Source organism: Massilia sp. TWR1-2-2 (genome assembly GCF_049897565.1).
Taxonomy (GTDB): domain Bacteria; phylum Pseudomonadota; class Gammaproteobacteria; order Burkholderiales; family Burkholderiaceae_D; genus JAFCUW01.
The window spans coordinates 24,548-38,503 of the sequence record NZ_JAFCWM010000007.1; the positions used below are offsets into that span (position 1 = coordinate 24,548).

Annotated in this window: 16 protein-coding genes; 8 read left to right on the forward strand and 8 right to left on the reverse strand. The window is 66.2% G+C overall.

Going from position 1 to position 13,956, the window contains the following annotated elements:
- Positions 1-23 precede the first annotated feature (23 nt).
- Positions 24-1,454, forward strand: coding sequence for a glycine betaine ABC transporter substrate-binding protein (locus ACP7DD_RS08320; RefSeq protein ID WP_426174467.1), 1,431 nt, complete (start codon positions 24-26; stop codon positions 1,452-1,454).
- On the opposite strand, the gene ACP7DD_RS08325 is transcribed toward ACP7DD_RS08320, so the two are convergent.
- From ACP7DD_RS08325 to ACP7DD_RS08335, 3 genes are all read right to left on the reverse strand, one after another.
- Positions 1,449-1,601, reverse strand: coding sequence for a hypothetical protein (locus tag ACP7DD_RS08325; protein WP_426174255.1), 153 nt, complete (start codon positions 1,599-1,601; stop codon positions 1,449-1,451). The genes ACP7DD_RS08320 and ACP7DD_RS08325 overlap by 6 nt on opposite strands.
- Positions 1,602-1,882: 281 nt before the next feature.
- Positions 1,883-2,383, reverse strand: a complete 501-nt coding sequence (locus ACP7DD_RS08330; protein WP_426174256.1) for a GNAT family N-acetyltransferase — start codon at positions 2,381-2,383, stop codon at positions 1,883-1,885.
- Complete coding sequence (locus tag ACP7DD_RS08335; RefSeq protein ID WP_426174258.1) at positions 2,380-3,330, reverse strand: DMT family transporter; 951 nt, start codon at positions 3,328-3,330, stop codon at positions 2,380-2,382. The genes ACP7DD_RS08330 and ACP7DD_RS08335 overlap by 4 nt, the downstream gene beginning before the upstream one ends.
- Positions 3,331-3,483: 153 nt before the next feature.
- Here ACP7DD_RS08335 and ACP7DD_RS08340 point away from each other — a divergent pair, with 153 nt between their 5' ends.
- Positions 3,484-3,612, forward strand: a complete 129-nt coding sequence (locus ACP7DD_RS08340) for a hypothetical protein (protein WP_426174259.1) — start codon at positions 3,484-3,486, stop codon at positions 3,610-3,612.
- Positions 3,613-3,618: 6 nt separating this feature from the next.
- Here the strand turns inward: ACP7DD_RS08340 and ACP7DD_RS08345 are convergent, their stop codons facing one another.
- Positions 3,619-4,065 (reverse strand): DUF962 domain-containing protein, encoded by a 447-nt coding sequence (locus ACP7DD_RS08345; RefSeq protein WP_426174260.1) that lies wholly within the window; start codon positions 4,063-4,065, stop codon positions 3,619-3,621.
- Between the two features lie 86 nt (positions 4,066-4,151).
- Between ACP7DD_RS08345 and ACP7DD_RS08350 the strand changes: the two genes are divergently transcribed.
- Together ACP7DD_RS08350 and ACP7DD_RS08355 are read left to right on the forward strand one after the other, a co-directional pair.
- Positions 4,152-4,664, forward strand: a complete 513-nt coding sequence (locus ACP7DD_RS08350) for a DNA-deoxyinosine glycosylase (RefSeq protein WP_426174261.1) — start codon at positions 4,152-4,154, stop codon at positions 4,662-4,664.
- A 41-nt stretch (positions 4,665-4,705) separates the two neighbouring features.
- Positions 4,706-4,930 carry an addiction module protein gene (locus tag ACP7DD_RS08355; protein ID WP_426174262.1) on the forward strand — a complete coding sequence of 75 codons (225 nt, stop codon included), beginning with the start codon at positions 4,706-4,708 and terminating at the stop codon, positions 4,928-4,930.
- A 12-nt stretch (positions 4,931-4,942) separates the two neighbouring features.
- On the opposite strand, the gene ACP7DD_RS08360 is transcribed toward ACP7DD_RS08355, so the two are convergent.
- Together ACP7DD_RS08360 and ACP7DD_RS08365 are read right to left on the reverse strand one after the other, a co-directional pair.
- Positions 4,943-5,629: a GNAT family N-acetyltransferase gene (locus ACP7DD_RS08360; RefSeq protein WP_426174263.1), complete on the reverse strand. Its 687-nt coding sequence runs from the start codon at positions 5,627-5,629 to the stop codon at positions 4,943-4,945.
- 38 nt (positions 5,630-5,667) lie between these two features.
- Positions 5,668-6,519 (reverse strand): HDOD domain-containing protein, encoded by an 852-nt coding sequence (locus ACP7DD_RS08365; RefSeq protein WP_426174264.1) that lies wholly within the window; start codon positions 6,517-6,519, stop codon positions 5,668-5,670.
- A gap of 160 nt (positions 6,520-6,679) precedes the next feature.
- Here ACP7DD_RS08365 and ACP7DD_RS08370 point away from each other — a divergent pair, with 160 nt between their 5' ends.
- A complete protein-coding gene (locus tag ACP7DD_RS08370) occupies positions 6,680-7,249 on the forward strand; it encodes a DNA-3-methyladenine glycosylase (protein ID WP_426174265.1) in 570 nt (189 codons plus the stop codon).
- Here the strand turns inward: ACP7DD_RS08370 and ACP7DD_RS08375 are convergent.
- Together ACP7DD_RS08375 and ACP7DD_RS08380 are read right to left on the reverse strand one after the other, a co-directional pair.
- The gene (locus ACP7DD_RS08375) at positions 7,246-8,949 is read right to left on the reverse strand and encodes a methyl-accepting chemotaxis protein (protein WP_426174266.1); all 1,704 of its coding nucleotides are present in this window, start codon (positions 8,947-8,949) and stop codon (positions 7,246-7,248) included. The genes ACP7DD_RS08370 and ACP7DD_RS08375 overlap by 4 nt on opposite strands.
- A 54-nt stretch (positions 8,950-9,003) precedes the next feature.
- Positions 9,004-9,453, reverse strand: coding sequence for a cache domain-containing protein (locus ACP7DD_RS08380; protein WP_426174267.1), 450 nt, complete (start codon positions 9,451-9,453; stop codon positions 9,004-9,006).
- Between the two features lie 264 nt (positions 9,454-9,717).
- On the opposite strand from ACP7DD_RS08380, the gene ACP7DD_RS08385 reads away from it, so the two are divergent.
- The 3 genes from ACP7DD_RS08385 to ACP7DD_RS08395 all read left to right on the forward strand — a co-directional run bounded on the left by ACP7DD_RS08385 (position 9,718) and on the right by ACP7DD_RS08395 (position 13,891).
- Positions 9,718-11,751, forward strand: coding sequence for an FAD/NAD(P)-binding protein (locus tag ACP7DD_RS08385; RefSeq protein WP_426174268.1), 2,034 nt, complete (start codon positions 9,718-9,720; stop codon positions 11,749-11,751).
- Positions 11,751-12,956: a YbfB/YjiJ family MFS transporter gene (locus ACP7DD_RS08390; protein WP_426174269.1), complete on the forward strand. Its 1,206-nt coding sequence runs from the start codon at positions 11,751-11,753 to the stop codon at positions 12,954-12,956. Before ACP7DD_RS08385 ends, ACP7DD_RS08390 begins: the two co-directional genes overlap by 1 nt.
- A gap of 71 nt (positions 12,957-13,027) precedes the next feature.
- On the forward strand, positions 13,028-13,891 hold the full coding sequence (locus ACP7DD_RS08395; RefSeq protein WP_426174270.1) for a fumarylacetoacetate hydrolase family protein: 864 nt from the start codon (positions 13,028-13,030) through the stop codon (positions 13,889-13,891).
- Positions 13,892-13,956: the final 65 nt, after the last annotated feature.

The window sequence follows — 13,956 nt, forward strand, 5'->3', positions numbered from 1 at the left end:
TATTCATTTTTGCGTCTACCTCGATGGCCGCCGACGCTGTGCTGCGCGTCGGTTCGAAACGCTTCACCGAATCGTACATTCTCGGCGAAGTGCTGACCCAGACCGCCGCGGCGCACGGCAAGGCGGAACACCGCCAGGGCCTTGGCAACACCGCCATCGTTCTCGCCGCGCTGCAGGCCGGCAGCATCGACGTCTATCCCGAATACCTCGGCACCATCGACCTCGAGATCCTCAAGAACGCCAGGCCGACCACGCTGGCCGAGATGCGTACGGCGCTGGCGCGCATCGGCCTCGGCGTGGCGGTGCCGCTTGGCTTTGACAACACCTATGCGCTGGCGATGCGCGGCGACAGCCGCGGCGTCAGCAAGCTATCCGAACTGGCCGCCCATCCGGAATTGAAGCTCGGGCTGTCGCACGAATTCCTCGGTCGCGCCGACGGCTGGCCAGGCCTGGCGCAGCGCTATGGCCTGCCGCAGCAGCCGCGCGGGCTCGATCACGGCATCGCCTACGAGGCGCTGGCGCAGCGCCAGGTCGACCTCATCGACATCTATTCGACCGATGCGAAGATTGGCCAGTTCGGCCTGCGCCTGCTCACCGACGACCTCGGCTACTTCCCGCGCTACGACGCCGTGCTGCTGTACCGGCGCGATGCGCCGGCGCGTTTTCCGGCGGCCTGGCGCGCCATCGAACAACTCGAAGGGCGCATCACGCCGGCGGCGATGATCGCCATGAACGCGGCGGTCGAACTGCAAGGGAAAAGCTTCGCGATAGTCGCCGCCGACTGGCTGGCGGGCGGCGCGAAGGCCGGAGCGCCAGGGGCGCGCAGTGCCCTGATGGCCAAGCTGTTCGACCGCAGCCTGTGGAAGCTCACGCGCGAACACGTCATGCTGGTGCTGCTGTCGGTGGCGCTGGCCTGCCTGGCCGGCATTCCGCTCGGCGTGCTCGCTGCCTACGTGCCGCGCCTGCGCCACGCCGTGCTGGCGCTGACCGGCGTGCTGCAGACAGTGCCCTCGCTGGCGCTGCTGGCGATGCTGATCCCGCTGCTCGGCACGATCGGCACGGTGCCGGCGCTGGTGGCGCTGTTCGTCTACGCGCTGCTGCCGATCGTGCGCAACACCTGCACCGGCATCCTGCAGGTGCCCGACGGCTTGCGCATGGCGGCGCTGGCGCTGGGCCTGGGGCGGCGCGACCGGCTGCTGCAAGTCGACCTGCCGCTGGCGCTGCCGGTGATGCTGGCGGGCGTGAAGACGGCGGCGGTGATGAGCGTGGGCACCGCCACCATCGCCGCCTTCATCGGCGCCGGCGGCTACGGCGAGCGGATCACGATCGGGCTGGCGCTCAATGACAACGACATGCTGCTGGCCGGCGCGATTCCGGCGGCAGTGCTGGCGTTGCTGACCCAGGGCGCGTTCGAGGCGCTCGAGTGGCTGCTGGCCGGGCGCAGAAAACTATAGCGACTGCAGTTTCGAGCGCATCGCGGTGACCTCGCGGTGCAGGATGCATTCGGCCTGGAAGTCGTTCTCGCGCTGCTCGGCGATGGTCTGCAGGCTGCGCGCGTGCATGTTGATCTGTGAGCGCAGCCAGGCTTTCTGGAGCCGCAAAATAAGGGATTTGAATGTGGGGTTCATAAGGCAGCCTGCGAAAAGAGACCCATTCTGCGGTTGTCATACCTATTGCATTTGTGCTAACTCAATCGGGCGCTAGCGAAGTGCATCATTTGACTTGAATCAACCTGCAATCTTCCATATGAGTAATGATTACTCTAACGGTTGCACAACCAATACGCTGCACGGCGTGAGGCCAGTCTCCCCTCCCCATCGTCAAAAATGGGTTAACCCACGGTTAAGTTTTTCCCGTGGGTTTTTTCTGCGCGGTACGAAAATCAGGCGCGCGCGCCGCTGGCCAGCTGCGCCAGGGCGTCGCCGGCGACGCGGCAGATGCGCCACTCGGGCATCACATCGGCGCCGACACCTTTGTAGAACTGGATCGCCGGCTCATTCCAGTCGAGCACGGACCACTCGAAGCGGCCGCAGTCGCGCTCGACGGCGATTTGCGCCAGCCTGGCCAGCATCTGCCGGCCGAAGCCCTTGCCGCGGTGTGCCTGCTTGACGTACAGGTCTTCCAGGTACAGGCCCTTGCGCGTGAGGAAGGTCGAGAAGTTATGGAAGAACAGCGCGAAGGTGACGACCTCGCCGTTTTCCTCGCCGACGATCGCTTCGCACGAAGGGCGCAGGCCGAACAGGCCGTCGTGCAGTTGCGCCTCGGTGGCCACCACCAGGTGTTCGAGTTTTTCGAACACGGCCAGTTCGACGATCATGGCGTGGATGTGGGCGACGTCGGACGGCTGGGCGGGACGCACTGCGAATACGGTGGAAGAAGTCATGGAATCTCTAAGGCAGGGGTGGATGGGAGAGTGCCGAGGGTTGCAGGCTGCGGTCGCGGCGCCGGCGCACGCACGGCCCACGCCACGCTGGCGAGGCACAATATCATGCCGCACCACTCCAGCGGGCCGGGGCGGTAGTGTTCGAGGCGGATCGACAGCAGCACCGAGATGACCGGCGTGACGACGCCGATGTACACCGCTTTCTGCGAGCCGATCCGGTTGATCAGCGTGAAGTAGGCCATGAAGGCGATTACCGAGCCGAAGATCGACAGGTAGAACAGCCCCATCCAGTAGCGCGGGGCCGACGGCAGCACCAGCGGCTGCCCGCTGGCAACCACCCAGGCCAGCACCATCGCGGTGCCCCAGAACATCGACCAGGCCATCGTCAGCAGCAGGTTCGACGAGCGGTCGCGGATCCTGGTGACGATCACGCTGCCGGCCGAACTGGCGATGGTGGCGGCCAGCGCCAGGCCCAGGCCGAGCAGGAAGTGGCCGCTGCCGCCTTGCACGATGTCGCGCCAGGCCAGGCTGATCGAGCGGTAGAACAGCAGGCCGACGCCGGCCATCGCCACCGCGCCGGCAGCCCAGGTGCGCCAGCCGATCGCGGTGCCGAAGGCGATGCGGCTGCAGATCGGTGTCCAGAACACCATCAGCGCGAACAGCACCGCCACCAGTGCCGACACCAGGTACTGCTCGGCGTTATAGGTGCAGATGTACGACAGGCAGAACGTCAGCAAGCCTTGCAGCATCAGCCAGCGCTGGGTGCGCCACGGCAGGCGCAGGCGGTCGCCGCGCAGCAGGCACCAGGCGAACAGCGTCGCCGCGGCGATGCCGAAGCGATACGCCACCGACACGGCCGGCGGCACTTCGCCCAGTTGCAGCGTGATGGCCCAGAAGGTGGAGCCCCAGATGAGCGAGGCGATGACGAAGAGGAGAGGTGATGACATAAGGAAAGTATACGGGCTTTCGCGGTTTTCCGTCGGCGATGGCCACAAAACGACGGTTGGCTCGCTCTTGCTTGAGCCGCCGCAAGGAAGCCGGCATCGCTCCTTAGCCGCGCGACGGTAACGGTATCATTTTTACCTCGGAAGGACGGAACCATGAAACCATCGCTGCGCATCAAGATACTGATCCTGATTGGCTACGTCGTGCTGTGCACGTCACTGCTGGTGCAGGGCGAGCAGCCGGCCGAGCCGCTCATCCCGCACCTTGACGCAGCTTACGAATAGCCCGGTTCAGTAGCGCACATTGAGGCGGCGGTACAGGAAGCCGAGCACAAACAGCGGGCCGATCAGCAGGAAGCGCAGGTCTTCCAGGAACGACGGCTTCTTGCCCTCGATCTTGTGACCGATGAACTGGCCGATCCAGGCCAGCACGAAGATCGCGATCGACAGCGGCAGCACGGTTTGCGGCGGCATCAGGCGCAGCAGGCCGAGCATCAGCAGCGTCATCACCAGCATGCCGAGCGCAAACGGGCGCGACAGCTGAAAATAGTACCACAGCGCCGCCACGCTGATGGCCACCGCTGCCAGCGGATGGATCCACCAGAAGATTCCCAGCAGCGTGAAGACGATGACCGGCACGCAGACGAAATGGATCAGCTCGTTGGTGTGGTTGAGGTGGCTCTCACTGTATTTCGCCAGCAGGACGTCGATGGTGCGCGCTTGTCCGGTCTGTTGCATCGATTGTCTCCGTATAGTTCTTGTTGTCGTGGAAATGCCGCTTGATTCTACACCGGCGCCGCCGGGCCATCGGATAGAATCGCGGCATGCCTCACTTGACTTCGTCTGCCGGCGACGGCCTGACCGGACTGGCGCCGGTAATCGCCGCCAACACACGTATCCTGATTCTCGGCAGTTTTCCGGGCGCCGCCTCGCTCGCCGCGCAGCAGTATTACGCGCATCCGCGCAATCAGCTGTGGCCGATCTTGTCGGCGCTGACGGGCGAGGACCTGGCCGCGTTGCCGTATGCGCAGCGGCTGCCGCGCCTGCTGGCGAATGGATTCGGCCTGTGGGACGTGCTCGGCGCATGTGAGCGCCGAGGCAGCCTCGACTCGGCGATCCGCCATCCTGCCGCCAATGATTTTGCGCGCCTGCGCGAATTGTGCCCGGCGCTGGAAACGGTCGGCTTCAATGGGCAGACGTCGGGTAAATTTGCGCCCGAGTTTGCGCGGGCCGGATATCGGACGGTGCTGTTGCCGTCGACGTCGCCCGCGCACGCGTCGCTGACATTGGAACAAAAGCTTCAACATTGGCGTATTTTGATTGAAATCGATCAGTAGCGATGGATAGTAAAATCTTCTGTTGATAGCCAGCGACCGATATGGAAACGCAACTGAAAAAACTTGTATCCGCAGCCATGCTGCTCCCGCCCGAGGAGCGAGCCGCTTTCGCCCAACTTTTGCTCGCCAGCTTGAACAGCGCCACAGAAGATGACGACGCGTGGGAACTTGAGGTCGAGCGGCGAATCTCCAATGCGGAAAACGGTCGCTCACCTGACATTCCGATGGCTGACGCACTTGCTCAGATTCGTGCGAATCTGAAGTGAAGCTTCTCATAGCTATCGGACCGGCGACACTACACGCACGGCCGACTCCAGGTAGTCGCCAAATCCCATGCGCAGGTAGAGCTGGTGCGCGCCATCGTTGGAACGCATCACGTGCAGGAACGGGATTTCGCCGCGCGCAAGCTGGCGGTACACCAGCTTCATCATCAGCTTGCGGGCGTAGCCGCGGCCCTGGTAGTCGGGATGGGTGCACACGCCGCTGATTTCGCGCAGACCGGCCACGTGCGTCCGCTCCCCGGCCATCGCCACGAGCTGCCCGCCGTCGAAGTAACCGAAGTAGTCACCCAGTTCGATCGTGCGCGGGCCGAACGGGCCGGGTTTGCACAGCGTCGCCAGTGCCAGCGCCTGCGCGGCGTGCTCAGGGCCCAAGGCTATAGCGTCTGGCGCAGCGTCGGCCCCGGGCGCCGGCGTGTTCCACAACATGCGGAACATGGTCGCTTCTGCCTCGATCTGCCAGCCGTCGGGCGCCGCGCCGGTCCAGCTGTCGCAGTAGAAGTGTTCGCCCACGTCGCAAAACGGCGCCAGCGCGGCGAAGTCGGGCTGCTGCGGATCGGCGAAGGCGAGGATCGGCGAGAAGCCGCGGGCGTAGCGGCGCGCGCCGCCGGCGCCGCTGGCGAACTGCGCGTGCGGCCCAGTCAGCGTGGACCAGAAAATCGTATCGAGAAGAGGGAGGCGGTGCATGCGCAGATTGTATGTCAGCACCGGGAACCGCGACTGCGCTAGTGGCTGAAGCAGTCTAGCAGGTGGTCGAGCAGGTCGGTGATCTCGTCGTCGGACAGGCCCAGATAGGCGCAGGCGCGGGCGCCGCCTTTTTCCCATTCGAGCGACACGGCATGGCCCTGATACGCCTGCAGCGAGCGCTCGGCCAGCAGCGCCAGCGCCACCAGCGAACGGACCGCGTCGTCGGTGGCCGCGTCGTCGATCACGCTGTAATCGTGGTGGTGCAGGATCGCCACCGACACGTCGCTCGACAAGCCCCAGTTACGCGCCAGCAGGCAGCCGACCGCTGCGTGGTTGGTGCTGTGACGCTCGTCCTCGATGTCGGTGACGCGGCGCTGCGGATCGAGACAGGCTGCTTCGAACGTGGCGGCGTAGCCGGGAAAGCGGTTCAGCAGCAGCGCCACGCCGGTGTCGCAAAACAGGCCGAAGGTGTGGGCGACGTCGGGCGCGCCGATGCGCAGGCGGTGCGACAGAAATACCATCGCCTGCGCGCGGCGGGTCGACAGGTCCCAGAACGCGGCCAGCGCGGCGCTGTCGGACGGGATCGCCTGGCGCGCCAGCAGGCCCGTCATCAGCGCGGCGACCTGGTTAATGCCGAGGAAGAGGATGGCCTGGTCGATCGACTTGGCCTTGCGGGTGCTGCCATACAACGGCGAGTTGGCCAGCTTGAGCAGCGCGCCGGACATGCCGACATCGCTGGCGATGATGCGCCCGATCGCCGTCGGCGACGGATCGGCGGCCGCCAGCTCGCGCTGCAGGTCGGCCAGCAGGCTCGGGCGCGGGGGGATACGGATCGACTTGATCAGTGCGTCGACCGGGTCGGCGTCGCGGGGAACTGCAAGGTTATTCATCTGTTATTTCTGTCGAATGATGCATTTGGGCAATACCTCGCACTATAAACCACTGCGGGCCGTGCCGCACGCGTTCTGCGCAATCTGTGGCGGCTAGGAAACGGATGCGGGCCGCCGAATCGGGCGCGGCCCATCGCCGCAGCCGCGCTAGAATTCCTGGATGACAAAAAACTTCATTCTGGCCGGCATCGACTTCCATGCGCCGTCGGACCTGGTGGCGCGCCAGCTGATCGGCACCGTGCTGCTGGTCGACGGCGTTGGCGGGCGCATCGTTGAAACCGAAGCGTACGATCGGGAGGATCCGGCGTCGCACGCCTTTTCCGGCCCGACCGAGCGCAATGGCGCCATGTTCGGCGAGCCGGCCCATGCCTATGTGTACCGCTCGTATGGGATTCACTGGTGCCTCAATTTTGTCTGCCGCGAAAGCGGGCATGGCGCCGGGGTGCTGATCCGCGCCATCGAGCCGCTCGAAGGGCTCGACCGCATGCGCGAACGGCGTGGACTGGAGGCTGAGCGCCTGCTGTGTTCCGGCCCCGGCAAACTGTGCCAGGCGCTGGGCGTGTCGCGCCATCACAACGCGTTGGCGCTGGCGCTGCCGCCGTTCGCGCTGCGGGCGGCGCCGCAGCCGGTCGAGGTGGTGGCCGGCCCGCGCATCGGCATCTCCAAGGCGATGGATGTGCCGTGGCGCTTCGGGCTGGCAGGATCGCGCTTCGTCAGCCGGCCGTTCTAGACTTTCTTGCGCGCGGCCTGCGCGGCGCGTCCCTGCAGCGCGCGCGGTGCGGCGCCGCGCATGCCGCTGTGCGCTGAACGGCGTTCGGCCGGATCATGGAAGCCGGCATCGGGCTCGGCGCCATCGGGCGCTTCGGCCGCCGCCGCCGTATCCTCGCCCTCGATCTTGAAGATCGACACCGCTTCGGCCAGGTTGATGGTCTGCTCGTGCAGGCTGGCCGCGGCCGCCGCCGCCTGTTCCACCAGCGCCGCGTTCTGCTGCGTCATGTCGTCCATCTGGCCGACCGCGTGATTGACTTCGGCGATGCCGTCGGCCTGCTCGGAGCTGGCCACGCTGATGCGCGCGATAATGTCGTTGACCTGCTGGACCGAGGCGACGATATTGCCCATGCTGCTGCCGGCCTCGTTGACCGACGCGCTGCCGCCGTCGATGATGGCGACCGAGGCGGCGATCAGCGACTTGATCTCCTTGGCCGCCGCCGCCGACCGCTGCGCCAGCGTGCGCACTTCCGATGCGACCACCGCAAAGCCGCGTCCCTGCTCGCCGGCGCGCGCCGCTTCGACGGCGGCGTTGAGCGCCAGGATATTGGTCTGGAACGAGATGCCGTCGATGACGCCGATGATCTCGACGATCTTGCGCGAACTGGCCTTGATCGACTCCATCGTGTTGACCGCGCGGTCGACCGCCTTGCCGCCGTTGGCCGCCAGCGTCGCCGCGCTGGCTGCCAGCTCGGTGGCGAGCCGCGCGTTGTTGGCGTTTTCCTTGACCGCCACCGTCAGCGTCTCCATCGCGCTGGCGGTCTGTTCGAGCGAGCCGGCCTGCATCTCGGTGCGGGTCGACAGGTCCAGGTTGCCGGTGGCGATTTCCTGCGACGCGGTGTCGATCGAGCGCACCGAGGCCAGGATCCGGCGTAGCGTCGTGGTCAGCTTGGCGATGGTGTGATCGAGCGCGCGCGAGGTGGCGGCAATCTCGTCGCGGCCATCGTTGCCGGCGCCGACCGCCAGCCGGCCTTCGGCCAGTTCACCCATCACGTCGGCCATCGCGCGGATATCGCCCAGCATCGCGCGCCGCACCATCACGGTGGCCAGCAGCGACAGCGCGATCGACAGCACGACCAGGCCGGCCATGGTCGCTACCTGCACGCGGAAATCGGCCTTCGCGGCGCTGAAGGCGCTTTCGCTGAGGGTGCGCTCGAGCGCCGACAATGCCCCCAGCTGGTTGTTGAGCAGACCGAACTCCTTTTCCGCCTTGCTCATCGAGGCGGTCGCAGTCGACTGGTCGACCTGGGCCAGTTCGATCGTCTGCTGCACGCTCTTGCGGTAGGCCACCAGCGCGGCGCTGCAGGCGTCGATGATCTTGCGTTCGGCCGGATCGGCCACCGCCGCCAGCGCGGCCAGCTGCGCCGCGATCGCGGCCTGCTTCTTGCCGATGTCGGCGGTCAAGCCGTCGAGCCGCGCCTGCGCGAAGCTGCCGTTGATCCAGGCCAGCAGCTGGTAGACGCTGCCGTGCACGTACTTGGCGTCGCCCGACACGTCGGCGGCCGCCTTCAGGCGCGCCGCGCGCACCTGCACCAGGTTTTCCAGCGAGGCGTTCTGCCGCACCATGCCGTAATAGGCGCTGCCGGCGGTAAACAGCAGCAGGATCAGCACCAGCCCTGGCGCCAGCAACAATTTAGGGCCAATGCGCAATTTTTTCAGCATGCCAACTCCCGCCTGTGACATAAGGAAGACGGCGGCGCCAGGCGCCGCCGCGGTTTATTTCTTGTAGATGCCGGCCTCGAGCGTGACCTCGCTGACCCGGTAGATATAGGTGGTCTTGTCTTCGACTTTGCCGCTGGCGGGATTCTTGAACTTGTAGTCGACCCAGCCTTTGCCTTTCGACTTGGCCAGCTCGAGAATCTCGCGGCGAAACAGCTTGCCGTCGGCGTCGGGCACGTCGACCAGGTCCTTGCCGATCATCGCCGGGTTGACCGGATTGGCCAGAATCACGCCCTTGTTGTCGCGCATCGTCAGGTACAGCGGGCCCTGGACGTAGTCGGCATCCTTGGCGTTGATGCGCTTGATCATCTCGTCCTTGCTGTTGGTCTTCATGAAGGCGACGCCTTTTTCGACCATCGAGATGGCGTCCTTTTCGGTCGGTTCGGCGGCCATGGCGAACGGCGAGCAGCTGATGGCGGCGAGCAGGATGGCACTGGTCAGTTTCATTGTTTCCTCCGGGAAATTGATTAACGGTATCTACTCTACCGCCGCGGAATCGGCCCGCATTTGCGCACGCGCAAATGCACGCAACACCGCTGCCGCCACCGGCACTGCGACTGGCACAGGTGCGCGCGTTTGCCCCGTTGAGTTGACGCAATTTGTGCCGCGATATCTGCTCGTATGATTCCCCATCGGAAATAATTTGTTACAGAAAGTGTCTTGTTCCGATTCATCCTGCCTGACACCCAACTCCCACCTCACGAGGCGCACATGTACAAGATTGCAATCATCGGCCTGGGGCCGCGCGGCCTATCGGTATTCGACCGCATCATCGCGTATGCCCGCAACGATTCGTCCGCCACGCCGCTTGATTTGTACCTGTTCGACAGCAAGGAGTTCGGCCCTGGCTGCCACACCACCGACCAGGCCGACCATCTGCTGGTCAATACCGTGGCCTGCCAGATGACCCAGTTTTCCGACGACACCGTGCGCGGCGCCGGCCCGCTGCTGTACGGGCCATCGTTCGCCGACTGGCTCAGCAGCAACCGCGCCGCCAGCGGCGCGCGCGCCGAGATCGACCGCAACGGCTACTATTCGCGCGCCCTGTTCGGCGACTACCTGCGCTGGGGCTTCGAGTACCTCAAGAAGCTCGCGCCCCCGCACATGACGATCTTCCTGCACAACTACGCCGGCGTTGACGACCTGTCGTGGCAGGACGACCAGTGGCACGTGTCGTACGACGGCTGCGCGTTCCTGGCCGATTTCGTCTACCTGACCACCGGCCACGCGCGCAAGGTGCTGACCGAATCGGAACGCACGCTGACGCTGACGGTCGACGCCGCGCGCAGCCGCAATCCGCGCCTGCAGCTGGTGCTCGAGCCTTACCCGATCCGCAACGCCGTATCGAGCGTGACCGCCATCGACACCATCGCCATCGAGGGCATGGGCCTGACCAGCTTCGACCTGATCGCACAGCTGACCCAGGGCCGCGGCGGCAAATTCGAAGCGTGCGGAAAAATGGAGGCGGCCGGACGGCTGCGCTACCGGCCGTCCGGCCACGAGCCGCAGATCCTGCTGTACTCGCGCTCAGGCCTGCCGTTGACGGCGCGCGCGGTCAACCAGAAGGGCGTGTTCGGCCAGTACAAGCCGAAATTTCTCACCTTCGCCAAGGTCGAGGCGCTGCGCCTCGAAGCCGACGGCGGCCAACTCGATTTCGAAAAGCAGATCATCCCGCTGCTGTGGTGCGACATGCAGTTCGCCTATTACTTCGCGTACATGCACAAGCGGCGCGACAAGATCGCCGCCCTCATGTTCAGCAACGAGTTCATGGCCTGCGACGGAGCCGGCGCGCGCCAGGCGCTGATCGACCGCCATATCGACAAGCGCGAACAGCTGTCGTGGGAAAAGCTGGTCGACCCGATCCCGGTGCTGGCGCTAAAGAGCCGGCGCCAGTACGACGACTGGCTGCGCGGCCACATGTGGCGCGACTACGAGCACGCCTGCCTGGGCAACCTCGACGGGCCGCTCAAGTCTGCCTGCGACGTCCTGCGCGACGTGCGCGACGTGGTGCGCAGCGCGATCGACTTCGGTGGCCTGTACGAGCACTCGCACCGCTGGGTGCTGTCCGAATTCTTGCCCATCATGAATCGGCTGGCGGTCGGTCCGCCCAAGGAACGCATCGCTCAGATGCTGGCGCTAATGGACGCCGGCGCCGTACGCGCCGATTTCGGACCTGGCGCCAGGTGCGAGCTTGACGAAAGCCGCGCGTCGTTTGTGGTGCAGAGCCACTGGCCGGGCGAAGCGGCCAGCGCCAACGTGCTGGTGCGCGGGCGCGCCTCTCTGCCAGGGCCGCTGGAAGACAAGTCGCCACTGATGCGCAAGCTGGTGCAGCGCGGGATCGTGCGCCCGTTCATGAACGGCCAGTTCCACCCGGGCGGCATCACGGTCGATCGCAACATGAACGTGGTGGCGCACGACGGCGCCGCGCAGACTACCCTGTGGGCGCTGGGCACCCTGGTCGAAGGCTGCAAGTTCTACACCTTCGTGCTGCCGCGTCCCGGCGCCAATTCCACCACCATGGTCGACGCCGGCCGCGCGGTCGGCCACATGATGGACGCGATCGCCGCGCGCAAGGCGGCCGGCCTGCACGCCCGGCGCGACAGCGAGTACGAAGACGGCATGCGGTTCGAAGCATCGCGGATGGTGCCTGGCGCGGCCGATCACCTGGCGTTTCACGTGCCGGTCGACGAGCCGCGCCGGCAGCTGGCCGATCAGGCGCAGTCTTTGGACGACGTGCAGTCCTGATGGCCGGCGGCGCAGCGCACCCGCGCGAGGCGTGGCCCGGCCTGTGCGGCATGGCCGCCACGCTGACCGGCGTTGGCATCGGCCGCTTCGCGTACGTGGCGATCCTGCCGCTGCTGGTGCAGCAGGCCTGGTGCAGCCGCACCGCCGCCGGCTACCTTGGCGCTGCCAACCTGGCCGGCTACTTCCTCGGCATCGGCATCGCCGCCTGGCTGTCGCGCCGCTGCAGCGCCGGCCGCATGGTACAGGCGTCGATGCTGCTGTGCGCACTGAGCTTTTTCAGCTGCGCCTGGCAAGGCGGCGGGCTGGCCTGGTTCCTGTGCTGTCGCACCGTTGCCGGCGCCTGCGGCGCCATCCTGATGGTGCAGGCGCCGGTGCTGATCCTGCCGCGCACCGATGCGGCGCGGCGCGGGCGCGTCGGCGGCGTGATCTTCTCCGGTGTCGGCCTTGGCATCGTTGCCGCCGCCACCGTGGTGCCTTCGCTGGTGCGGCATGGCCTGGCGGCCACCTGGCTCACGCTCGGCGGCATCTGCCTGCTGCTCACCATCTCCACCTGGCGCTACTGGCAGCAGGCGCCGGCGCAGCGGGCCGCGCCCGCCGGGCCGTGGCGCCTTGCCTGGCCGCGCTTTCCGGCGCCGGTCGCGCTGCTGCTGGCCGCGTATGCGTTAAACGCCGTCGGCTACCTGCCGCACACCTTGTTCTGGGCCGACTACATCACCGGCGAATTGCAGCGCCCATTGGCCGAAGCGGGCTTTTTCTGGGCCTGCTTCGGCGCCGGCGCCGCCTGCGGGCCGTACCTGACCGGCGTCATCGCCGACCGCATCGGACTGACCGCCACGCTGTTCATCGCCTTCTCGCTGAAGGCCGCCGGCGTGGCGCTGCCGCTGTTTGCCGACGGCGCCGTGGCGCTCCTGGTGTCGTTGGTGCTGGTCGGCTTCTTCTCGCCCGGTATCGTCGGCGCCGCCTCGGGCTACGCGCTCGAAATCGGCGGCGCCGACAATCACCGGCGCTACTGGACGGCGATGAATTTCGGCTTCTCGCTGGCGCAGGCCGGCGCCGCCAGCGCGATGGTATGGCTGATGGGCGCGCGCCTGTCGTATGCGCTGCTGTTCGTCATCAGCAGCAGCGCCCTGGCCATCTCCGCACTGTGCATCGGCGCCATTGCGCTGCTGCGCCAGCGCGACGCGCAGCTCATGCTGCGGGCCTGACGACGGGACTGTCGCGCCGGCGGCGCGACCGGTTAGAATGCCGCCTTGGCATCTACTCCCGAAAGCAGAATATGAAACTGGTCCGATACGGCCGTCCCGGCAAGGAAAAACCTGGCCTGATCGACGACGAGGGCAGGCTGCGCAGCCTCGCCGGCGAACTTGACGACATCGGTCCCGAGACCCTGTCGGACAAGGCGCTGCGCAAGCTCGCCAAGATCGATCCGGCCAGCCTGCCGCTGGTGCGCGGCACGCCACGCTTCGGTGTGCCGTTGACAGGCATCGGCAAATTCATCGGCATCGGACTCAATTACGCCGACCACGCCGCCGAAACGAACATGCCGATTCCGCTTGAACCGATCGTCTTCATGAAGGCGCTATCGTGCCTGTCCGGCCCCGACGACCCGGTGCGCCTGCCACCTGGCTCCAAGAAGACGGACTGGGAGGTCGAGCTGGGGGTGGTGATCGGCACCCGTGCGCAGTACGTCGACGAGGCCGACGCGCTCGATTACGTGGCCGGCTTTTGCGTCGTCAACGACGTCTCCGAACGCGCCTTCCAGTTCCAGAGTTCGCAGTGGGACAAGGGCAAGGGCTGCGATACCTTCGGCCCGGTCGGCCCATGGCTGGTCACGCGCGACGAAGTCATGGACCCGCAGCGCCTCGACCTGTACCTCGAACTGAACGGCAAGCGAATGCAGACCGGCTGCACCGAGACGATGGTGTTTACCGTGGCGCAGCTGGTGAGCTACCTGTCGCGCTTCATGACGCTCGAACCGGGCGACATCATCGCCACCGGCACGCCGCCTGGCGTGGGCATGGGCCGCACGCCGCCGCGCTTCCTGAAACCGGGCGACACGCTGCGACTCGGCATCGCCGGCCTCGGCGAACAGCAGCAGTCTATCGTCGCCGCCGACACCGCTGCCAGGCGCGCGCGCTGATCGCCACACGGGCAAAGAGCTGACCTCCACCGTCAAGATGCCGACAACGCCCGCGGTGCCGATCA